The 19,541-nt window shown below is 72.1% G+C and carries 23 protein-coding genes; 8 read left to right on the top strand and 15 right to left on the bottom strand.

Annotated elements, in window-relative coordinates:
- Positions 1-20: 20 nt before the first annotated feature.
- Positions 21-2,327: a serine/threonine-protein kinase gene (locus RM590_RS02595; RefSeq protein ID WP_311702665.1), complete on the bottom strand. Its 2,307-nt coding sequence runs from the start codon at positions 2,325-2,327 to the stop codon at positions 21-23.
- Positions 2,324-4,042, bottom strand: coding sequence for a S1 family peptidase (locus RM590_RS02590; protein ID WP_311702664.1), 1,719 nt, complete (start codon positions 4,040-4,042; stop codon positions 2,324-2,326). Before RM590_RS02590 ends, RM590_RS02595 begins: the two co-directional genes overlap by 4 nt.
- 102 nt (positions 4,043-4,144) lie before the next feature.
- Between RM590_RS02590 and RM590_RS02585 the strand changes: the two genes are divergently transcribed.
- Both RM590_RS02585 and RM590_RS02580 read left to right on the top strand, forming a co-directional pair.
- Complete coding sequence (locus RM590_RS02585) at positions 4,145-4,465, top strand: trypco2 family protein (protein ID WP_311702663.1); 321 nt, start codon at positions 4,145-4,147, stop codon at positions 4,463-4,465.
- 108 nt (positions 4,466-4,573) lie between these two features.
- Entirely contained in the window at positions 4,574-5,368 is a 795-nt protein-coding gene (locus tag RM590_RS02580) for a VOC family protein (protein WP_311702662.1), read from the top strand.
- A gap of 105 nt (positions 5,369-5,473) precedes the next feature.
- Here the strand turns inward: RM590_RS02580 and RM590_RS02575 are convergent, their stop codons facing one another.
- Positions 5,474-5,767 carry a WGxxGxxG family protein gene (locus tag RM590_RS02575; protein WP_311702661.1) on the bottom strand — a complete coding sequence of 98 codons (294 nt, stop codon included), beginning with the start codon at positions 5,765-5,767 and terminating at the stop codon, positions 5,474-5,476.
- Positions 5,768-6,071: 304 nt separating this feature from the next.
- On the opposite strand from RM590_RS02575, the gene RM590_RS02570 reads away from it, so the two are divergent.
- The 3 genes from RM590_RS02570 to RM590_RS02560 all read left to right on the top strand — a co-directional run bounded on the left by RM590_RS02570 (position 6,072) and on the right by RM590_RS02560 (position 8,839).
- Positions 6,072-7,370 carry a polysaccharide deacetylase family protein gene (locus RM590_RS02570; protein ID WP_311702660.1) on the top strand — a complete coding sequence of 433 codons (1,299 nt, stop codon included), beginning with the start codon at positions 6,072-6,074 and terminating at the stop codon, positions 7,368-7,370.
- A gap of 193 nt (positions 7,371-7,563) precedes the next feature.
- Positions 7,564-8,049, top strand: coding sequence for an RNA polymerase sigma factor (locus tag RM590_RS02565; protein ID WP_311702659.1), 486 nt, complete (start codon positions 7,564-7,566; stop codon positions 8,047-8,049).
- Positions 8,033-8,839: a DUF4232 domain-containing protein gene (locus RM590_RS02560; RefSeq protein ID WP_311702658.1), complete on the top strand. Its 807-nt coding sequence runs from the start codon at positions 8,033-8,035 to the stop codon at positions 8,837-8,839. Before RM590_RS02565 ends, RM590_RS02560 begins: the two co-directional genes overlap by 17 nt.
- Before the next feature lie 9 nt (positions 8,840-8,848).
- Here RM590_RS02560 and RM590_RS02555 read toward each other — a convergent pair whose 3' ends face one another.
- Both RM590_RS02555 and RM590_RS02550 read right to left on the bottom strand, forming a co-directional pair.
- Positions 8,849-9,673: an alpha/beta fold hydrolase gene (locus RM590_RS02555; RefSeq protein WP_311702657.1), complete on the bottom strand. Its 825-nt coding sequence runs from the start codon at positions 9,671-9,673 to the stop codon at positions 8,849-8,851.
- Positions 9,674-9,802: 129 nt separating this feature from the next.
- Positions 9,803-10,141: a MerR family transcriptional regulator gene (locus tag RM590_RS02550; protein WP_311702656.1), complete on the bottom strand. Its 339-nt coding sequence runs from the start codon at positions 10,139-10,141 to the stop codon at positions 9,803-9,805.
- Between the two features lie 656 nt (positions 10,142-10,797).
- Between RM590_RS02550 and RM590_RS02545 the strand changes: the two genes are divergently transcribed.
- Positions 10,798-11,220, top strand: a complete 423-nt coding sequence (locus RM590_RS02545) for an ATP-binding protein (RefSeq protein WP_311702655.1) — start codon at positions 10,798-10,800, stop codon at positions 11,218-11,220.
- A gap of 17 nt (positions 11,221-11,237) precedes the next feature.
- Here RM590_RS02545 and RM590_RS02540 read toward each other — a convergent pair whose 3' ends face one another.
- Positions 11,238-11,453: a hypothetical protein gene (locus RM590_RS02540; protein WP_311702654.1), complete on the bottom strand. Its 216-nt coding sequence runs from the start codon at positions 11,451-11,453 to the stop codon at positions 11,238-11,240.
- Between RM590_RS02540 and RM590_RS02535 the strand changes: the two genes are divergently transcribed.
- Both RM590_RS02535 and RM590_RS02530 read left to right on the top strand, forming a co-directional pair.
- Entirely contained in the window at positions 11,431-11,676 is a 246-nt protein-coding gene (locus RM590_RS02535; RefSeq protein WP_311702653.1) for a hypothetical protein, read from the top strand. The two genes, RM590_RS02540 and RM590_RS02535, sit on opposite strands and share 23 nt — an antisense overlap.
- Complete coding sequence (locus tag RM590_RS02530; protein ID WP_311702652.1) at positions 11,664-12,434, top strand: hypothetical protein; 771 nt, start codon at positions 11,664-11,666, stop codon at positions 12,432-12,434. The genes RM590_RS02535 and RM590_RS02530 overlap by 13 nt, the downstream gene beginning before the upstream one ends.
- A 542-nt stretch (positions 12,435-12,976) precedes the next feature.
- Here RM590_RS02530 and RM590_RS02525 read toward each other — a convergent pair.
- The 9 genes from RM590_RS02525 to RM590_RS02485 form a co-directional block, all read right to left on the bottom strand.
- Positions 12,977-13,408, bottom strand: a complete 432-nt coding sequence (locus tag RM590_RS02525) for a hypothetical protein (protein ID WP_311702651.1) — start codon at positions 13,406-13,408, stop codon at positions 12,977-12,979.
- Positions 13,409-13,632: 224 nt separating this feature from the next.
- Positions 13,633-13,953: a hypothetical protein gene (locus RM590_RS02520; protein WP_311702650.1), complete on the bottom strand. Its 321-nt coding sequence runs from the start codon at positions 13,951-13,953 to the stop codon at positions 13,633-13,635.
- Positions 13,954-13,991: 38 nt separating this feature from the next.
- Positions 13,992-14,609, bottom strand: a complete 618-nt coding sequence (locus RM590_RS02515) for a hypothetical protein (protein ID WP_311702649.1) — start codon at positions 14,607-14,609, stop codon at positions 13,992-13,994.
- On the bottom strand, positions 14,606-15,178 hold the full coding sequence (locus RM590_RS02510) for a hypothetical protein (RefSeq protein ID WP_311702648.1): 573 nt from the start codon (positions 15,176-15,178) through the stop codon (positions 14,606-14,608). Before RM590_RS02510 ends, RM590_RS02515 begins: the two co-directional genes overlap by 4 nt.
- Before the next feature lie 16 nt (positions 15,179-15,194).
- Positions 15,195-15,695: a hypothetical protein gene (locus RM590_RS02505; protein WP_311702647.1), complete on the bottom strand. Its 501-nt coding sequence runs from the start codon at positions 15,693-15,695 to the stop codon at positions 15,195-15,197.
- Positions 15,696-15,944: 249 nt separating this feature from the next.
- Positions 15,945-16,751 carry a class I SAM-dependent methyltransferase gene (locus tag RM590_RS02500; protein ID WP_311702833.1) on the bottom strand — a complete coding sequence of 269 codons (807 nt, stop codon included), beginning with the start codon at positions 16,749-16,751 and terminating at the stop codon, positions 15,945-15,947.
- A gap of 84 nt (positions 16,752-16,835) precedes the next feature.
- Positions 16,836-17,534, bottom strand: a complete 699-nt coding sequence (locus RM590_RS02495; RefSeq protein WP_311702646.1) for a pyridoxine/pyridoxamine 5'-phosphate oxidase — start codon at positions 17,532-17,534, stop codon at positions 16,836-16,838.
- Positions 17,535-17,570: 36 nt separating this feature from the next.
- The gene (locus RM590_RS02490; protein WP_311702645.1) at positions 17,571-19,022 is read right to left on the bottom strand and encodes an AAA family ATPase; all 1,452 of its coding nucleotides are present in this window, start codon (positions 19,020-19,022) and stop codon (positions 17,571-17,573) included.
- An 84-nt stretch (positions 19,023-19,106) separates the two neighbouring features.
- The gene (locus RM590_RS02485) at positions 19,107-19,538 is read right to left on the bottom strand and encodes an RICIN domain-containing protein (protein ID WP_311702644.1); all 432 of its coding nucleotides are present in this window, start codon (positions 19,536-19,538) and stop codon (positions 19,107-19,109) included.
- Between the last annotated feature and the right edge of the window lie 3 nt (positions 19,539-19,541).

Here is a 19,541-nt window from a genome sequence, read left to right as displayed (position 1 = left end):
CCGATCGCTCACCCGCTCGTTCACCTGCTCACGAACCACACCCGGGGGCGCACCGCGTTCGAGCAGTCGATCAGATGCTCGTGCTGCGCCGGGCCGATGCCCGACAGTTGCGCCAGCTCCCGGAAGGACCGGGACAGCGCTCGCCGCAGCCCGTTCTCGTCCGGGGGATAGGGCTTCCCGGGCGCCTTCCGGGCCAGCAGCCGGGCGGCCGGCTCCGGCAGCCGGAACGGCCCCTCCTCGTCCGGCGGCCGGGGCGCCCGGCGGAACCAGTCCAGCAGACATTCCCGCAACTCGGCGGTCAGCCTGGTTCGTTCCTCCCCGGCCTCGGCCTCGCCGTCCAGGGCCAGCGTGGGCAGATCGCGCAGCGCGGCCGCCAGGCTCCGCCGGTCGGGCAGCCCCCGGTCGCCCTCCGCCAGCCGCGCCGCGCGGATCCGCACGGCCGCGATCCGGGCGGCGTCGTAGTGGCGCGACATGGCGGGCACCAGGCCCAATACCTCGGCCGCGGTGCCGCGTTCGCCGCGCGCCAGATGAATGCGGGCCAGCCCGAAGGCCGCGCTGCCCTGCTGCGGGGTGCGCCGCCACACCGCGTGGTAGAGGAGCTGGGCGCGCCGCACGCCGTCCGTCCGCTCGGCCGCGTCGCCGCCGGTCGCGTCGCACTCGGCGCAGTAGCCGAGCGCCAGCTTGGGCGCGTACTCGCCGGGCAGCGCGGCGTAGACGCGCGTGAAGTGGGTGCCCGCGGCCGTCAACTCGCCGCGGGCCAGGGCCAGCAGTCCGTTGTGCCAGTCGACGCGCCAGTCGTCGGCGGCCAGGTTCACCGCCGTGTCGTCCAGTACCCGCTCGGCCTCCCGCAACCGGCTTTCGGCGCGCGCCAGATGGTCCTTGCGGCCGGGGTGGTCCGGCGCGATTTCCCCGGCGATCCGCAGATGGGCCCGGCACAGTTCCAGCCGCGCCTCGACGCTCCGCCGCGCCGGTCCGCTCTCCTTCTCGGCGGCGAGGTAGATCTCCCACTGCCGTACGGTGGCCCGGGGATCGCGCGGGCCGGGCAGCCGAAGCTGCACGATCGCCGGATCCCTCGGGTCCGGGTACGGCACCGGCAGGCCGGCCGCGACCTGCGCGGCGGTGGGGCGGCCGTCGTCGAGCACGGGTCCGGTCAGGCCGGGCGACCGGTAGGCGCGGGCGGACCGGCCCAGCCAGTGCTCCGGGCCGGGGACCGCGCCGAGCCCGGCGTCCAGCAGGACGGGCGAGGGCGCGAAGACCTCCGACGGCCGGGTGTACTCCCGCCCGGTGCGCAGCGACACCAACTCGCGGAGCACGCCCTCCAGTTGCTCGGCCATATCGGCGGCGGACGCGAACCGGCGCCGGGGCTCGCGGGCCGTGGCGCGGGTCAGCAGCCGGCGGAACGACTCGTTGCCGAGCCCGTAGTCGCTCGGCTCCTCCTCGACCGCCTCGGCGAGTTCCGCCAGCGTCCGGCCGACCGTGTGGATGTCGTTGGCGACGTCCGGCGGCTTCAGGCCCAGGGCGACCTCGGGGCTGGCGTAGTAGCGGGTGATGACGGGCACCCGGTTGGTGTCGTCCGGCCGCTGCACGCCGCCCAGATCGATGAGCACCACCCGGGTGCCCCGGTGGATGACGTTGTCCGGCTTCATGTCCGAGTAGACCAGGCCCTTGTCGTGGATGGCCTGGAGGGCGGAGAGGATCTGGCAGCCGTACCGCGCGACATGCTCCAGGGTCAGTGGCTCGCCCAGGGGCCGCAGCCCGGCCTTCGCCTCATTGAGCACGGTGCGCAGGGGCTTGCCGCCGACGAACTCCATCACGATGTAGTCCACGGTCGGTTCGCCGTCCCGCTCATGGGGGACGTAGTCGTGGATGGAGACGATGGAGTCGTGGGCGAGGGCGAGGGCCACCATCTTGTCCCGCTCCTCCTCCATGTTGACCCGGGCCCCGGCATCATGCGGATTGAGCTGCCCCTTGAACGCGACGGGCCGGTTCCGCAGCCGGGTGTCCTCGGCGAGGTAGACCCAGCCGAGCCCGCCGTGGGCGAGGCAGCCCCGCACGGTGTAACGGTCGCCGTCCAGCGTGCTGCCCGGCGCCAGTTGGGGGAGCAGCGAGTAACGGGTGCCGCAGTGCGAGCAGTAACCCTCGTACCGCTGCTCGGTGCCGGCGTACGGGGCGCCAACGGGCCGTCGGCACCTGTGGTTTCCACAGGGCCGGCCCTCGGCGGGCGGGGTCGGGTTCGCCTGGAGCAGCGACTCCGGGTCCGGCTCGGGCAGTTCGGGCAGATCCAGCAGCCGGCTCTCGGCCGGGGCGTCCGGGCCGCGCTCCGTCATGTGTCCCTCCCATCCGCCGCGCCGTCGTTCCCGCCGTGCCCTTCCCGGCTCGCGTCCGCGCGGGGCAGGGGCGGCCAGCCCAGCGCGCGCCGCACGGCGTCCACATACGCCGCGAGCGCGTCGCCCGCCGCCTCGGGTTCATACCGGCCGTACAGCGCCCGGCGTGCCTCGCCGTACTCCCGGCCGACCGCCAGCGCGATGTCCTCGGTCTGCCCGTGCTGGGCGGCGAGGAGCTGATAGGTCTCGAACTGTTCGCGCGCGGCGCGGCGGCGCGCGAACAACAGGTCGGCCGCCGACTCCTCGGCGGCCAGCGCGCGTTCGACGCCCCGGGCCCGTTCCTCCAGCCTGCTCAGCGGCGCGGCGAATCGCTCCGGCGCCGGCTCCCCGGTCCGGTCGTGCGCGAGCCGGATGCCGGCCAGGGTCTCCCACAGCCGGGCCACCGCCTCGTCCTGCCGCCGCACCCCGGCCAGCCGCTCGGCCGCCTCGTTCAGCTTCCCGGCGCGGGACCCCAGCGCCGCGAGCCGGCCGGGGAGTTGGCCCAGGCGGTGCCGCAACGCCAGCCGGTCGGCCACGTCCTGCCGGGGGCGGCTGCCCGCGCCGTCGAAGACCAGCAGCAACCGGCAGCCCTGCTCGGCCAGTTCGCCGCAGAACGCGAGCAGGTCGGCCCGGTCGGCGCAGCGGTTCACGCCGAGCAGGGCGATGGTGGCCGTCAGCCGGTCCCGCCTCAGCCACTCCCGGGCCCGCCCGGATTCCGGGCCGGTGACGTTGATCCGCTCGGCGACCTGCCCGGCGATCTCGTCGGCGGTCAGGTCGGCGGCGTTCACGGCGAGATCGAGGCTGCCCACCGGGGGTACCGTCGCCGTCGGCTGGCCGGACAGCGACTCCGGGGCGGTGGGGGAGAGTTCGCGGTCGGCCAGGGCGAGGGCCCGTTGCAGCGTGCGGTCCCGGATGCCGTCCCGGACGATCTCGGTGACATAGACCGGCGAGCGGTTCTCGCCGCGCAGCCAGGCGGCGAGCCGCGTCGCGTAGCTCACCTCCACCGGCTGGTCGGCCGAGGCCCGGGAGGCGATGCCGGGCGGAACTCCGGGCCGCCCCCCGGGCGACACTTTCCGCAGGTACTTGGTGATGGTGTCGACCGGGATCATGTACGCGAGCGACAGCGGCTCGGGGGCCTGGTCGTCGTGGAAGCCGGTGACCGTGATGCCCAGCACCCGGGAGGGGGTGTTCATGTCCATCACCGGGCCGCCGCTGCACCCGTGCCGGGGCAGGTGCGCGCCGCCCTCCAGGGTGAGCTGGACCCGTTCGCCGAATTTCCTGCTCACCCGGGCCTGGAACGCCGCGCCCTCGCCGTTGTTGACCGACTCCGGGTAGCCGCACATCTCGACCCGGGTGCCGAGCGACGGCGCGGCTCGCAGCAGGGGGGCCGGCGCGCTGTCGGCGCAGGGCCGGTCCAGCGTGAGCAGCGCGATGTCGCCGCGTTCGCGGTGCGGGGCGATCCAGTGCTCCGGCAGGGCGGTGGCCGGGGTGCGCACCCCGGCCACCAGCTCGGGAAAGTCGACGAGTGCGACGGCTTCGCGCGCCACGACATGGGCGCAGGTCAGCACGGTGCGGTCGTCGAGCAGCACGCCGGAGCCGATGACGCGGCCACTGGCCGGAGAATGGATGCGAACCCGCCAGGTGTCGCCCCCCGCATGCTCGTGAATGTCCTGATTCATGACTGGGACACCCCTCCCCTATGCGTCAGCAGCATACGCACGACCGCTTTCGCTCTGTAGCATCCGGACACGAATAGGTAGTAGGGCAACGGGAGTTGAGCGATGGCCGGTGCGGGCTCGGGGAGCGACATCGGCCTGGCCGACGTCATCCGGCAGGTGCGGGAGGACCTTGAGGAGGCGCAGCGGGACGGGGCGGCGGGCGGCCATGAACTGCGTTTCGCGGTCGACCGGGTCAGCCTGGAGATCGCCGTTCAAGTCCGCCGCGAGGGGCGGGGCGGGGCCGGCCTGCGGATCGGCGTGGTGACCGCCGACCTGGGCGGCGCGGTCAGCCGGGAGACCACCCACCGGATCCAGGTGGACCTGCTGCCGCAGGGTTCACGCGGCACCTACCACGTGGGCGGGGAGCCGGGCGGGCGGCGGTAGCCAGCGCGGGGTCCCCCGGGTGCGGCGCTCGGCGGGCGGGTGGCGGCGGCCGGTGGCAGGCTGGCTCCGACCGGGGATCCGCGGGGCCGGATCCAGAGAGGAAGCCGCATGATCACCACAGACTTTCTGCCCGGCTCTCCGTGCTGGCTGGATCTCGGCGCCCCCGACATCGGCGCCGCCGCGGCCTTCTACGGCACGGTGTTCGGCTGGGAGTTCGAGTCGTTCGGGCCGGACGCCGGTGGATACGGCGTGTTCCGACTGGGCGGCAAGACGGTCGCCGGGCTGGGGCCGCTCACCGAGGAGGGCGCGCGTTCCGCCTGGATGGTCTACTTTGCCACCCCCGACGCGGAGGCCGCGGCCCGCACCGTCACCGAGCGTGGCGGCACGGTGCGCGTCGCGCCGCTGACCATCGAGGGCGAGAGCCGCATGGCCCAGTTCTCCGACCCGCAGGGCGGCCAGTTCGCGGTGCTCCAGGCGCCGGGCAGCCAGGGCCTGGAGGCCGTGGACGTCACCGGCTCGCTGACCTGGACGGAGCTGTACACGACGGACGTCGGCGCCGCGAAGGAGTTCTACGGCGCGCTGTTCGGCTGGACGACCAGCGACATGGAACTGCCGGGCGGCGGCGGGACGTACGCGCTGATCACGCCCGCCGGCGCGGGGGAGGACCGAATGCAGGGCGGCATCATGCAACTCCCGCCCGAGGCCCTGGATCTGACCGGCGGCCGGCCCTACTGGCACCCCGTGTTCGGCTCGGCGGACTGCGACGCCACGGTCGCCCTGCTCACCGGCAAGGGCGGGTCCGTGCAGATGGGCCCCGAGGACGCGGAGGGCGTCGGCCGGCTGGCGGTCTGCACCGACCCGTTCGGCGCGGACTTCGTGGTGCTCAAGCCGGTCGAGGGCTGACCGTTCCGGACCGTTCAAGGCGAGGGCTGACCGTTCAAGGCGCGGTCCGGCGGCCACGCGGGTGCGTGGCCGCCGGGGGAAGGGGTGTCGTCCGGCCGGGCCGGGTCACATGGCGCCGCCCTGGCCCCGGGCGCCGGCGTCCGCCATCCCGCGATGGCGGTGCTTGCGCGGAATGAGGCCGAGGAGACCGAGCAGCCCCAGCAGCCCCCACAGCCCGCCGCTGCCGCCCCCGTCGTCCTCGCCGTCGTCGTACTGCCGCGGGTTCTCCTGCTCCGGGGCCGCCGCGCTCACCGACCACTCCGCGGTCGCCGGTCCGGCCGCCGGCTCCGCTGTCGCCGACGCGACGGGAGCGAGGGCGAGGACGAGGGCGGCTGTCAGTGTCGCTGCGATCTTTCGCATGGTGTTCAACTCCTGGAACCTCGGAAAGGGCCCGCCATCAGGGACGATGCCGGGAACATTCCGTTCCACCGGAGCACACCCGGCCCACCCGGGCGGGCCGGTGCACCCTCCCGCTGCGCCGTTCGAGTGATAAACGGCCGTCGGCTTGCGACCTCCGAGCGCGGGGCTTAGACGCCCGCTGCCCGCCGCGCCACCCGGTGACCGCGGGACCACCCGCCGTTTCGTTGCCGAGCCGTGACAACCGGCCGGGCCGCCGTGGAGTCGACGGGGTGCCACACCGTTCGACCAGGAAGCGAGCCGCCGCGTGGGAACCCATCGCCACCGTCATGGACGCACCTCAGCCGGCCCGGGCCGCCGGGCCATCCTCGGCCTCGGCGCCGCCGGGCTCCTCGCCGCCGGCGGCTACGGCCTCGCGCGCGGCGGACTTGATCCGTTTGATTCCGCCTCCGCCACCGACGCCCCCTCCGGGGACGGCCGGGGCGGCGGATCGCCCGAGACCGACCCGCCGCCGCCCAGCGTGGACCACCCCCGCCTCATCGGCGACGGATCGACCGCCGACACCGGCCCCCAGTCCGGCCAGCCCGAGCCGCGCCGGCTTGAACGGGGCGAGCTGCCACCGCAGTTCGTCGTCATCTCCTGGGACGGCGCCGCCGCGCTGGGCGATGGCCTCTTCGACCGGTTCCGGGGCGTGGCGCGCGACATCGGGGCGTCCATGACCTTCTTCCTCTCCGGTCTCTATCTGCTCCCCGAGGCCAAGGCCGCCCACTACCTGCCGCCGCGCAACGCGCCCGGCGCATCCGACATCGGCTACCTCAGCGACGACAACATCCGCGCGACGCTTGCCCAGTTGCGGTCGTCCTGGCTCGAAGGCCACGAGATAGGTACGCACTTCAACGGGCACTTCTGCGGCGGCCCCGGCTCGGTGGAGCACTGGACCCCCGAGGACTGGGACAGCGAGATAGCGCAGGCCATGGGCTTCGTCACCGAGTGGCGCACGCACACCGGGTTTGACGACGTGGAGCCGCTTCCGTTCGACTACACCAAGGAGTTGATCGGCGGCCGCACCCCCTGCCTGCTCGGCCAGCAGAACCTGCTGCCCACCGCCACCGCCCGCGGCTGGCGCTACGACGCCAGCTCGCCCGGCGGCCTCCAGCGGTGGCCCGTTCAACTGAACGGTGGCATCTGGGACTTCCCCCTCCAATCGCTGCCCTTCCCCGGCCATGGCTTCGAGGTGCTGTCCATGGACTACAGCATGCTGGCCAACCAGTCCGGCGACACCACCGAGGGCGACCCCGCCCAGTACGCCGGCTGGCTGGAACAGTCCCGGGGAGCGTTCCTCGCCGGATTCGAGCGGGCCTACACTTCGAACCGCGCCCCGCTGTTCATCGGCAACCACTTCGAGCAGTGGAACGGCGGCATCTACATGGACGCCGTCGAGCAGTCGCTGTGGGAGATGGCCTCGCACGACGACGTGCGTTTCGTCTCGTTCCGGCAACTGTGCGACTGGCTCGCGGCCCAGGACCCCCAGGTCGTCGCGAACCTCCAGGCCCTGGCCGTGGGGGAGGCGCCCGCCGCCGGCTGGGAGGCGGTGGTGACGGTGTAGGCGGACGGAACGTGAGTGCCGCGTCAGCTGGGTTTGCCCGTCAAGGAGCGGCGTCCGGTGCGGTGCATCGCAAGGCACCGGATCGCAGCTCATACTTGGCCGTATTCGCGCGATTCGGTAACGCAGCGAGGTGCCGTGCCGGGCGTCGCGACGGGGCGAACTCGGCTGACGCGGCACGAGGGAGGCGGACCGGTTGAGCGGCGACCAGGAGGCCGAGGCGCTGTTCGCGGACTTCTATCCGCGGCTGGCCGGCTGGTGCCGCGGTCTGGTGGACAGCGACGCGGTCGCCCACGACATCGCGGCCGAGGCGTTCACCCGCCTGTGGTCGCGGTGGTCGAGCGTGGACCGCCCCGAGTCCTATCTGTTCAGCGTCGCGGCCAACCTGGTCAAGGACCACTGGCGGGCCCGCGCCCGCGAACACGACGCCGCCCGGCAGGTCGGCGCGGACCGGCCGGAGCACTCGCCCGCCGCCGACGCCGGATACGACGTGCGCAGCCTCGTCGAGACCCTGCCCGACCGGCTCCGGGTCCCGGTGCTGCTGTACTACTACGCCGGCCTGCCGGTGAACGAGATCGCCGCCGCCCTGCGCCGGCGCCCCGGCACCGTCAAGAGCGACCTTCACCAGGCCCGCCAGCGACTGCGGACCGCTTTGAGGGGACTGCATGACATCACCAACTGACCCGCGCGACCCGTTCGACCGCGAACCGTCCGAGCTCGTCGAGGCGTTCCGCCGCCCGGCCACCCAACTGGCACCGCCGCCCGGCACGTTCGCCACCCTGCGCCGCCGCGCCGCGGCCCGCCGACGGCGCCGGATCCTGACCGTGGGCGGCGCGGTCACCGCGTGCCTGGCCGGCACGTCGGCCGTTCTCGCCCTGGTCCTGCCCGGCGACGACAACGGAGCGGCCACCACGCCCCTGGCCACCCGGGACGGCGCCACGACCGCGCCGGAGCGTAACCCGGGCCCAACGGCGCCCGCCCCGGCGGAGCCGCCGACCGAGGCGGTGACGGAATCACCGGAGGCCGGCCCGAGCACCTGCGCCAGCGTCGAATTGGCCCTCGCCCTGCGGGGCGCCGGCGCCGCGGCCGGATCGGCCATGTTCACGCTGGAGTTCACCAACACCGCCGACCGCACCTGCACCCTCACCGGCTACCCCGGCGTCTCCCTGGTGACCGGCGACGAGGGCACCCAGGCCGGCGCCCCCGCCACCCGCGGCGAGGAACGCGGCACCGCGGCGACGGTGGCCCTCGCCCCCGGCGAACGCGCGGTGGCCGACCTGCGGGTGTCCCGCGCGGAGAACTACCCCGCGGAGGACTGCGCCCCCGTCGAGACCCGCGGCCTGCGCGTCTACCCGCCGGACGAACGGGACGCGCTCTTCGCCCCCTACGACGGCCTGACCGGGTGCGGAAACGAGGACATCACGCTGCTGTCCGTCACGGTCGTCTACCCGGCCCCGCCGGCCGGGGGTTGAACGCGCGCGCTACCGGGCCGCGTTCAGCTCGTCCAGTTCCTCCAGGAAGGAGAGCAGGAGCCGCGCGGTCTCGGCCGGCCGCTCGACGGCGATGAGGTGACCGGTGTCCGGCAGCCGCGTCAGCCGGGCGCCCGGCAGGGCGGCGGCGACGCGTTCCGCGATGGCCTGGAAGTCGGGCACGTCCTCGTTCCCCACCGCCACCAGGGCCGGCACACCGATCCCGCCGAGGACCCCGGCGAGATCCGGCACCGCGTGCCGCTCGTGCTCATCGGAAAGATGCTGATTCACGAGGGACACCCGCATGGCCTCGCGCACCGCCGCCGCGTGCGCGCGCAGCGTCTCGTCCCACGTGCGGGAGGGCCCGCGCACCCACATGTCGAGATTGAGCGACACCGCGGCGTCGAAGTCCCGGCGCTCCAGGGCGGTTTCCTCGGCCGCGCCGTAGGCGCGCATCTCGGCCGACCAGTCGTACCCGGGCAGTGGCGGAGCGAGGACCGCGACCCCGATCACCCGGTCCGGGTGCAGCGAAGCGAACTCCAGGGTCACCTTGCCGCCGTAGGACGCCCCCACCAGCACGGCGCGCTCCACCTCCAGCGCGTCCAGCACGCCCAGCAGATCCTCCGCGTGCCGGTACTCCGCGCCGGCCGGCGCCGACGCCCCGAACCCGCGCAGGTCGTAGCGGACCACCCGGTGTCCCTCGGCCAGCGCGGGCACGACACCGTCCCACATCGCGCGGTCGGCCACCCCGGCGTGCACGAGCACGACGGTGACATCGCCCCGGCCCTCCGACTCGACCACCAGTTGGCCACCGGACACCTTGACTTGAACGATCACTACGAAAACCCTCCGGACGCGTGAAGTCGCCGCACCCTACGTTCACACGGCGCCCATCGCCACCGCTTATTCCGGTGGCTGTCGGCGATCGCCTCGCGGGGCGCCGTCCGGGCGGGAGCGGGTCGCGGGTCAGGCGTCGGTCCTGGTGTGGGGCTCGGGGGCGCGCCGGCGCAGTTCTTCGTTGATGCGCTGGGCCTCTTCGAGTTGATCTTCGAGGATGATGATGCGGCAGGCCGCCTCGACAGAGGTGCCCTGGTCGACGAGTTCGCGGGCGCGGGCGGCGAGTTTCAGCTGGTAGCGGGAGTAGCGGCGGTGTCCGCCCTCGGAGCGCAGGGGGGTGATGAGGCGGGCTTCGCCGAGGGCCCGCAGGAAGGCGGGGCTGGTGCCGAGTATCTCGGCGGCACGGCCCATGGTGTAGGCGGGGTAGTCGTCGTCGTCCAAACGGTTGAGCGGGTTGTCTGCGGTCACATCCACCTCTGATCGGGAAACGCGTCGGGGGGCCCTGGTGCCGTACGGCACCAGGGCCCCGAGGGATTTGCAACACCATCTGTCGGCTTACTGCGATGCCGACCTGTTGTTTCCGCACCGTCCACAGGGGGATGGGGACGTCTGCGGGGATCGCGGATATGTGACCGTGGGACCACCTTCCGTTCCGGGCCTGCGGACCCGGGCTGCTCACGTCCTCGCCCGGGCGATCCTGATGGCGCCTGCCTCCTCCTCATCTTTCTGGTTCGACTTGCCGGATATTGCAGGTACTACGGGTTCTGCGTACTGCTCGGCGGCCCCTGGTGAGCCGCCCGGCCCGGCGGCCAGCGAGGGGACCTGACATCCTTCCGGCCCCGCCACTCCACCGCCGTGCGCGATCTGCTGGTCCTGCATGCGGGCAGTTCGTGTCTGCCGCGCCCTTCTCGATCTCTTGGGTACGAGGAAACGCTAACCCGGCCCGGCGCGAATGTCTACCTCGGCCGTGACAGATTTTCTCGGTGGTGGGATCTTGGACTTCTGTCGCCCCGGTGTCCGGAAAGCAGTGCCAGAGCGTCCCGCCGGGGTGTGAAGAACGTCGGAGCGGGCACACTTCTGGCACGTAAATCGGTGCAACCAATATCAGGTGTGGGTGTACGCGCATGAACGGCACGAAGATCTCCGATATCGCCAGCGCCCCAGCCTTCGCCCCGACGGTGGTGCGGGGCGACAGCCCGCAGAGCGTTCTCCGAGCACGCGAGGCCACCCGCGCGTTCACCGACAGCCTCGCCCCGGTGCCGGACCCCGCCACGGCGGACGCCCTGGTCCTGGTGGTCTCCGAGCTCGTCACCAACGCGCTGCGACACGGCGGCGGCCGGTTCGCACTCGAACTCGCCGCCGCCCCGGACACGGTGACCGTCGCGGTCAGCGACCCCAGCCCCACGCGGCCACGCGAGCGCACGCCCGATCTCGACGACGGCAGCGGCGGCTTCGGTTGGCGCATGGTCCGCGGCCTCGCCAGTCAACTGGCCATCACACCCGGCCCCGGCGCGGGCAAGACCATCCACGCCGGGTTTCCGAGATAACCCGGACCCAGGCCCGGCTACGCTCCCCGGCGCAGGCGCTGGGGAGCCATCCGGCGGCTGGCCCACAGCACCGTGGTGCGCCGCAGTATGAACGAATCGCCCGAGGTGAATTCAAGTCGCTTGGCGCCGCCTCGGATCGCGGTCATGTCCTGAACGGTGAACGCCTGGCCGCCGATCATGAGTTGGTCCCCGCGCCGCACGGTGTCGGCGTTGATCTCCACCGGCCTGCTCATGGACCGCTTCCCCGACGACGACGACGGCGACGGCGGCCCGGCGCTGACAGCACGGCTGGCGAGCGGCCTGACCGGGCTGCTGTTCGTCAGCACTAGCCCGACCACCGCGCGGGTGGTGCCGGCCTCCCACCCCCAACTGGCCTTCGTGAACGACGCGGGCGAGAGTGTGCCGACGGCACGCACGCGGTGCTGTGGGCCAGTACGACTCCGGTGCAGGGACTGACCGTCTCGGCCTCCGACACGGACCGGAACCTCCTCTTCGAGGGCGCCGTCTCAACCATCGAGTACGAACCGGGCGAGGACTGGGAGTGGTGGGCCGGACTCGGCTCGGCCGTCCTGGCGGGCACGATCGCGGGCGCGGCGGTCGGCGGCGTGGGGGCCCCGGTCGGCGCGGCGATCGGGTTGCTGGCCTTCCTGCTGGCCTGGTTGCTGACGAAGATCTTCGGCGGTGACAAGGACCGGCAGAAGGAGCACACCGAGGCCGACATCTGGCTGGGCGATCAGCGTGTGACCGAGACCTCGTACCAGCAGTCGGCCACCCAGGACATCGGCCCGCCCGGCGTGGTGTCCCAGGACGGCGGCGCCACAGCCGGCCGGTCCTACGCCCTGCGGAACATCCCCCACTTCACCGACGACAACCTGTATGGCCTGGCGTTCAGCGGCGCCGACACGTTCCGCATCGTCGAGGACGCCGCCCACCGCGAAACGCTGGCCTGGCGCGCCTTCGAGGGCGGCGTCGGCTACCAGTTCGACCGCATGGCCCCGGGCCGCGCGGGCACCGCCGCAGTTGAGGGAGGCCAGGGAGCAGGTGGTGTACTTCGACGAGGCGGCCTGAGAACGGCGCGCGTCGGGCTCACAGGATGGGCCGGGCGGTCTCCTCCCCGGATCCGCGCGGCACGAAGGTCAGCGAGGCGGCCATGGCGTCGACGAGCTCCACGATTCCCGGCGTGGTTCCGGGGATCCAGTTGGCGTGCAGGGTGACGATCTCCTCCGGAAAGATCTCGGGCAGCAGGTGGTGATCCAGGTAGGCGACGCCCAACGGCTCGCCGGTGGTGTAGAGAACGGCCTCCATATGCACCCGGCACGCCGGACCGGCGGGCAGCTCCAGACGCGTTATCTCCGGCCCCAGCACGACCTCCACCTTTTCGGACTTGGTGACCGTGGGACGTTCGCCGGCCTCGATCGCCTCGAACGTTCGCTCGTGGTCCGGGGTGTATCGGTAGGCGAGGACAGTCGCGGGTGGGACCGGATGTCCTTCCGGCGGAACGGGCGGCACATAGGCCACGACCGGCTCCAGCCGATGCTTCCGGGCGTTCGCCCATTCACTCCGGAGCTGGCGGGCAACTGCCTTGCCGTAACGCTTGTTGCCCCGCCCGTCACGCTCGACGATCCGCCGGGCGATGCGCTTTTCGCCGTCGCGGAGATGCATCTCCACCAGCAGCCAGTCGCCGTTGGCGGGGTAGTCGAATCTGGGTACCCATTCGGTCATCGTTCAGCTCCCTGCCTGCGGGTGAGTGTGTGCCTCAGCGGCGTTTGCCGCCGTTCTCCTCGATCGCTTTGAGCAACTGGCCCGCCGCGTCGTGTCCGTTGGCGAGGTCGGTGGGCAGGGCGAAGCCGTTGACACTTCCGGATCCGGGCGCGGCGCGGTAGGTGGTGCCCTGGATGTCCAGGCCGACCGCCGTGTTGAGGTCGGCACGGAGGGGCCAGGCGGTGACCTCCGCCATCGGCGCGCTGGCGAGGGGGCGTCGGTCGTCGCCCAGGAGGGACAGGACGCCGTTGTGAATGGTGACGAGGCCGTGTTGCGCGAGGCGGCGCAGGCGGCCCCGGCTGATGTGGACTTCGTCGAAGACGATGCCGGTGGGTTGGGCGTTGAGGATGGGCCGGGGCCGCTCCTCTCCGGATCCGCGCGGTACGAACGTGAGGGTCTGCGCGACGGCGTCGGCTGTTTCGACCATTCCGAAGATGGTGTCGCGGACCCAGAAAGGCCTCATTGCCAGGAGTTCCCGAGGGTAGACCTCGGAAAGGACGTAGTGGTCCACATACTCCGTGACCAGCTCATCCCACCCGGTATGGTCTGAGATCACGGCGTGGATCCGGCACGCAGGGCCGGCGGGCAGCTCCACGGTCGTGATCTCCGGCCCCAGGACATAGTTCCGAGGGCTGGCGTCCACCGGGTTGTTCACCCTTCCCAGGACCCCTCGATGCTGCGCTCGTAGTCGGGCTCGAAACGCTCGACCCGGATGGAGGCGGGGCACTCGGGCGGCAGCTCGCGTGGCACGCGGGGGGCGTACACCACGATCGGTTCGATTTGCAGTTCCAGGGCTCCGATCCATTCGGCCTTGAGTTGTTCGATTACTGCTTTCCCGAAGCGTTTGTTGCGGCGTCCGCCCCGGTCGGCGATCTGCTGTCCGATTCGCTCGGCGGCGTCGGGAAGATGCACGTCCATGAACAACCATCCATCATCGGAGGGATAGTCGAACCTGGGCACCCATTCGGTCATTCCTTCAGCTCCTCCGTGGCACCTCGGCGCCACACTCGTCACGCGCTGTCGTTCGTTGTCTCGTCACTGCAAATGCTCAACGAGAAAGCCATTTCATCGGCGAGATGGGAAATCCCCGGCCCGAGCGTCGGGTCGGACCATGGGATCGTGAACTTGAACATGCCCTCCTGACATGCCGGAGGCAGCACGAAATGATCAATCTGCTCGATGATGAACCGCCGCCCGTCGTCGCCCACGTCGTTCAGCAGTACCTCCTGCACACGGCAGGTCGGACCCGCGGGCAGTTCCACGACCGAGACGTCGGGTTTCCCCAACCGATGGTGCTTGGGTTGGCTCACCAGATCGGTGAGCGTTTCCATGACGCGATCCTCCGGCGTGCACCGCCAGCCCTGAACGTAGGCACTGGCCGGGACCAACGGTCGGGCGGATCGCGGGATGACCGGCACGCACACGGCCACGGGCGCCGCCTGTCGTTCGCGCATGTTCTCCCAGATCACCTTCAGCTCCGGGTACACCGCCTCCGCGTAGTCCCGCACGCCTTCGCCTTCCCGGTCGGCGACCTGCCGCGCTACGTGCTCCGCGCCGTCCGGCGTGCCCATGACCATGGGCAGCCAGTCGTTGGCGGGACAGTCGAACTGGGAGATCCACCGCGTCACTGGACCAGCGCCTCACTCTCCCGGTACGAGAATTCACCGACCTCCGTGGCTTCCTGGTCCCATGGGCTCTCGACGGTGAGGGACAGTCCGGAGAAATCGGGGAAGTTCCAGTCGATCTCGCCGTCCTTCAAGGTGGCGATGGTCGTGGCGGTGCCTGCCAGGATTCCACCCAGATTGGCGAGAGCCGCCCGGCTCGCCGCCCGGGCGGCTTCACTCGAAGCGTCTGCGGCGGCACGCCCCAAATGCGTGAGCCCCAGGCCATCCTTGAAACCGGCCCACTGCAAGCCCCTCTCCGCGAATGGAGCCCTCAGGTCGCGGACGATATCTCGGCCGAGGTTGTGGTAGGCATGCCGGCCCCAGCCCAGGGCGCCGGGATTGAACGAGCGTCCGAAGAAGTTCACAGGCTGGGACGCCAGCTCGGTGGCCTCCCGCGCGGGGTGCCTGCCTTCCAGCAATTCACCTGGTCTGATGCGCAGTTCGCGCATGCGCGCCAGCCGCTCTCCAATGTCGCCCGTCATGTCCCGCATGCGGTTGGCGACCACACTGCGCAGCCCGCGGTTGCGGGCCACCCGGGCCGCCTCGGCCCTACTCCGGATACGACCACCGCAGCGTGGTCGCGATGGCGTCGAACATCTCCACCTGGACATCGGCGAGTTCGGGTATCGGCGTGCTGAAGGTGAGCAGCAGCCAGGCGGCCGAGTTGGGCACGGGCACGTAGTACTCCAGCAGCGTGCTGGGACGGTCCGCCGGCTGTCCCAGTGCCCGCGCGTCGTCGGTGTGCTCCTGCCGACGGCAGCGCACGGCGGGCCCTGAGGGCAGCTCCACGGAGAAGACCTCCGCCCGTTTCCCGTACTTGTCGCGGAGGCCGTCCACCAGCATGTCCACCGGCAGCCGCACCGGGTGCTCCACGTCCTCCGGCTCGGCCGTCACCAGCAGGCTGCCAGGGATCGGGACGCCGAGAACGGCCCCGGTGGAGAGGTACATCTCGACGCCGTCGCGATCGACGGCGCCGCTCACCAGATTGGCGAGCAGATCTCGCAACTCCCGCCGCTGAGCGGCGTGCTCGTCGCGATTCGGGTAGGTCATCTCCACCAGCGCCCGAACGGACGCCTCCCGCTTTTCCCTGGCGCAGCGGGATCCGGAACCAGTCCTTCGGCGTGATCAGGTGATATCGCGACGGCAGGCGCGTTCCCGCCCCCGATTCCTCTGCCGTGCGCGGAACTGTCTCACTCACTCGGTGTTCCCCCCTGCGGTGACGCCCTGTGAATGAACCGTCACCGCCGACGATAGCAGCGGGGTGATTCGGCCCCGCGTGCCCCCCTTGGCCGTCCCGGCTCAGGCCCCGCCCTGGGCCAGCAGCGCCGCGTGCGGAAGCACCAGCGCTCCCTCCGGGTCGGTGAACTCCGCATTCAGCACATCGAAGTGGGCCTTGATCTCCGCAACGATCGCAGGCGGTTGGCTGGTTACGATCTGCCCGATCGTTGCCACTCCGGAAGCCGGGCCACTCCACCACTCTTCCACTGTCGTCCGGTGGTCCCAGAAGAGGGTTTCGCAGGCCACGTCCGCCAGTCCCGTGTCGCTCAGGAGCACGGCAAAGCCCTGCTCCGTGCGCGGAAAGTCGTCCTCGGGGGCCAGGCCGGGCAGGTGGCCGGGGCGGGTGACCCCCGCCGCCTCGACCGCCCTCCCCAGCAGGGCCGCTCCGGCGGCGGCCGGAGCGGCCCAGATGGTGACCGCTATCCGCCCGCCGGGGACGGTGACCCGACGCAGCTCCGCCAGGGCGGCCCGGGGGCGTCCGACGTGGTTGAGGACGAAATTGCCGACCACGGCGTCGAACTGCTGGTCGGCGAACGGAAGAATCGGCAGGGTGGCGAGCCGCACCTCGGCCGCGGGAGCCGCCCGGGTGGCGAGCGCCACCATGCCGGGCTCGGCGTCCACCGCCGTTACCCGCGCTCCGCGCTCGCACGCGGCCGCGGCAGTGGTCCCGGTGCCCGTTCCCACATCAAGAACCCGAGTTCCGTGCCGAACCCCGGCGGCATCAAGGAGTCGCGGCACCGGGTACGCGCAGAGCTTGGCGAAGCTGCCCGCGTAGGCCTCGCCCCGTCCTGCCCACGCCCGGCGTTCGGACTCGTCAAACGCCGTCACAGTCATCCGTTCCTCCCTGGGCAACTCCACCGTTAAGCAACAGATTCAAACGTTAACGCACGCGGCTCAGTCCGAGTCCGCCATTCAAGGCCACAGCAGTGAACGCGTCCAGGTCTCGTCGGGGCCCAGCGCCCGGGTGTAGCGCAGCCGCACGTGCCGCCGGTCCCGGGCGCCCTGCCAGAACTCCACCTCGTCGGCCCACAGCACGTACACGGTGTGGCCCGGCGGCACGGCGTCCGCGTTCGCCGCCAGTTGCTCCTCCGCCGCGCGGGCCGCCTCGTCGTACTCCGCCCAGGAATCGAGCCGTTCACTCTGCCGCCCCACCAACGACGCGACGCGCGACGCGGGGGAGCGGGCCAGGAATTCGGCCGCCGAGACCGACGCGGGCGCCGGCTCCACCGCGCCCCGGACCCGCACCTGCCGCCCCTGCGCCGGCCAGTAGAACGTCATCGCGGCCACCGGGCGCTCACCCAGGTGCGTTCCCTTGGGGCTCTCCGCGTCGGTCGCGAAGACCCAGCCACCGCCGCCGAGTTCGACGTCCCGCAGCGCGACGACCCGGGCGTCCGGCACGCCGTCCGTGTCGACCGTGGACAGGACCACCGCCCCGGCGTCGAGGACGTCGGCCTGCCCGGCCCGCTCGAGCCAGTCGACGAACAGCTCGCCCGGCCGCTCCGGAGCCGCGCCGGTCTCGAAGGCCGGCAATTCACGATCCATCAACGGCCGCGCCCGCAGCGCCGCCGCCGCCCGGCCCCACTTGATCCTGCCGCTTTCCCGCACGTTCATCCCCCCATGATGACGATCACCGCCCGCGGGGCCGGATCAGGCCCGCCAGGCGCCGATGATCTCCCCGGAACCCCAGACCAGATCGAGATCGGCGTCGGCCACCCGGTCGTCCGTTCCGGAGAGCGTCGCGACGGCCAGGCCCGTCGAGCCGGGGACGAAGCCCGGTACCGCGATCGCGTCCCGCCGCAGCGCCGCGAGGTCGTGGTGGTCGAACGGGGATGCCAGCCACTTGACCGAGCCGACGAAGAACAGTTGGCGCGCCACCGGGGAACGGTCCGCGCCGACGAGGTCGATCTCCGGGCTGAACCGGCGGTTCCACCAGCCGCCGACCGTCTCCACCTCGGGCCACGGCAGCGCGCCCGCCACGGCCGCGATCTCCAGCGACTCGCGCACCAGCGGCTCCACGGCCCGGCCGCGCCACGTCGCCCAGCGGCGCCGCACCAGCCGGAAGGCGGCCTCCGGGCGACCGCGCCGGGCCTGCTCCTGTGCGCCGCGCAGGGCAGCCAGGTACAGGCGGAGGTTGCTGTCCGCCACGCGGTAGAGCGCCGGCCGCCCCGGCTTGGTGGCCAGCGGGCTGTCGGCGACGAGGACGCGTTTTTCCTCCGTCAGGCGGCGCAGGAGGGGCGAGAGCACTCCGGAGGGCAGCTCGCGGCCGCGGCTGCCCGCGGTGGCGGCGATGTTGGCGTGGGTGCGGTCACCGCTGCCGACCGCCTCCAGGACGCGCCGGGCCTGGTCGGGGGCGGGGAACTCGGCCAACAGTGCCGACTCCGGGACACCGAACAGGGGAGAGGCCGGATCCGCGCACTCGGCCTCGACGAAGTCCAGCGCGGGGGTGCCGTGCGGCCAGGCGCGGATGATGCCCGGCAGGCCGCCGGAGACCAGGTGCGCGTCGATGGCGTCGGCCGCGGACAGGCCGAGCGCGTCGCCCGTCTCGGCCGGGTTGAGCGGGCCGAGCACCAGGCTGTCGGCACGGCCGTGGAAGGGACGGTCGTAGGCCGTGAGTCGCTCCATCATGTGCAGATCGCTGCCGAGCAGAAGCAGCAGCACGGGACGCGGGGACAGCAGCCGGTCCCACGCCGTCTGGAGCGTTCCGTCGAAGGCGGGGTACTGCTCGGCGAGCCAGGGCAGCTCATCGAGCACGACCACGCAGGGTCGGGTGGGCAGCGCGGCGGTGAGCATCCGGAAGACATCCGCCCACCCGCCGGGGGTCCCCGAGGGAATCAGCTCACGGTCGGCGGGCAGCGTCGAGTCCCGCAGTTCGTCCAGGAACGCTGTCATCGCCTCGACGGGAGAGACGCCCTTGGTCGCCGAGAAGAAGACGTAGGGCACCCCCGCCCGGTCGCAGAACTCCTGGACCAGCCGGGACTTGCCGACCTGCCGGCGCCCCCGGATGGCGACGGCGGTGCCCGCGCCGGTGGCGCCGACCCGGTCGAGCCGCTTGCCCAGCAAGCTCAGCTCGGCGGCGCGGCCGACGAAGGGAACGGGCATACGGGGCCTCCGGCGGTAGGCTTCATCTAGGTAGATTGTTTCTACATAGATGAAGCCTACCTGGATCCCGGGAAGGGCGCCCGTTCACCGCCGCTCCAGCCGCCAGATCTGCGGCTGGAGGCCGTTGCAGGTCCACTGCTGAACGTTGCCCCCCGGCTCCCGCGAGCCCTGCGCCACGTCCAGGCACTGGCCGCTGGACCGCACGACCAGCCGGTAGTGGCCCCGGCCGACGCTCTCGACGCGCCAGTCCTGTGCGGCCAGCCCGTTGCACCCCCACTGCCGGACGTTCGCGCCCGGCTGGGCCGAGCCGTCCGCCACGTCCACGCAGTGCCCGCTGTTGCGGCCGGTCAGCGTGAAGTGCCCGCCGCCGTGGGCGTGGACCGTGAAGTCCTGCGGGCCCAGGCCGTTGCACGTCCACTGCTGGATGTTGCCGCCGCGCTCCCGGGAATCGCCCGCGACATCGAGGCAGTGGCCGCTGTTGGCGTTGACCAGCCGGTAGACCGCGCTGCTCACCACGCC

This window comes from Streptomyces litchfieldiae (assembly GCF_031845365.1).
In the GTDB taxonomy this organism is placed as follows: domain Bacteria; phylum Actinomycetota; class Actinomycetes; order Streptomycetales; family Streptomycetaceae; genus Streptomyces; species Streptomyces litchfieldiae.
The sequence above is the reverse complement of the archived record's forward strand: the minus strand, read 5'-3'. Positions and strand labels throughout refer to the sequence as shown.

What these genes read in the sequence shown, in the direction of transcription:
- RM590_RS02595 (WP_311702665.1), bottom strand. Translation starts at nt 2,327, where the DNA reads ATGACGGAGCGCGGCCCGGACGCCCCGGCCGAGAGCCGGCTGCTGGAT.
- RM590_RS02590 (WP_311702664.1), bottom strand. Translation starts at nt 4,042, where the DNA reads ATGAATCAGGACATTCACGAGCATGCGGGGGGCGACACCTGGCGGGTT.
- RM590_RS02585 (WP_311702663.1), top strand. Translation starts at nt 4,145, where the DNA reads ATGGCCGGTGCGGGCTCGGGGAGCGACATCGGCCTGGCCGACGTCATC.
- RM590_RS02580 (WP_311702662.1), top strand. Translation starts at nt 4,574, where the DNA reads ATGATCACCACAGACTTTCTGCCCGGCTCTCCGTGCTGGCTGGATCTC.
- RM590_RS02575 (WP_311702661.1), bottom strand. Translation starts at nt 5,767, where the DNA reads ATGCGAAAGATCGCAGCGACACTGACAGCCGCCCTCGTCCTCGCCCTC.
- RM590_RS02560 (WP_311702658.1), top strand. Translation starts at nt 8,033, where the DNA reads ATGACATCACCAACTGACCCGCGCGACCCGTTCGACCGCGAACCGTCC.
- RM590_RS02545 (WP_311702655.1), top strand. Translation starts at nt 10,798, where the DNA reads ATGAACGGCACGAAGATCTCCGATATCGCCAGCGCCCCAGCCTTCGCC.
- RM590_RS02540 (WP_311702654.1), bottom strand. Translation starts at nt 11,453, where the DNA reads ATGAGCAGGCCGGTGGAGATCAACGCCGACACCGTGCGGCGCGGGGAC.
- RM590_RS02525 (WP_311702651.1), bottom strand. Translation starts at nt 13,408, where the DNA reads ATGGTCGAAACAGCCGACGCCGTCGCGCAGACCCTCACGTTCGTACCG.
- RM590_RS02520 (WP_311702650.1), bottom strand. Translation starts at nt 13,953, where the DNA reads ATGACCGAATGGGTGCCCAGGTTCGACTATCCCTCCGATGATGGATGG.
- RM590_RS02505 (WP_311702647.1), bottom strand. Translation starts at nt 15,695, where the DNA reads ATGACCTACCCGAATCGCGACGAGCACGCCGCTCAGCGGCGGGAGTTG.
- RM590_RS02495 (WP_311702646.1), bottom strand. Translation starts at nt 17,534, where the DNA reads ATGAACGTGCGGGAAAGCGGCAGGATCAAGTGGGGCCGGGCGGCGGCG.
- RM590_RS02490 (WP_311702645.1), bottom strand. Translation starts at nt 19,022, where the DNA reads ATGCCCGTTCCCTTCGTCGGCCGCGCCGCCGAGCTGAGCTTGCTGGGC.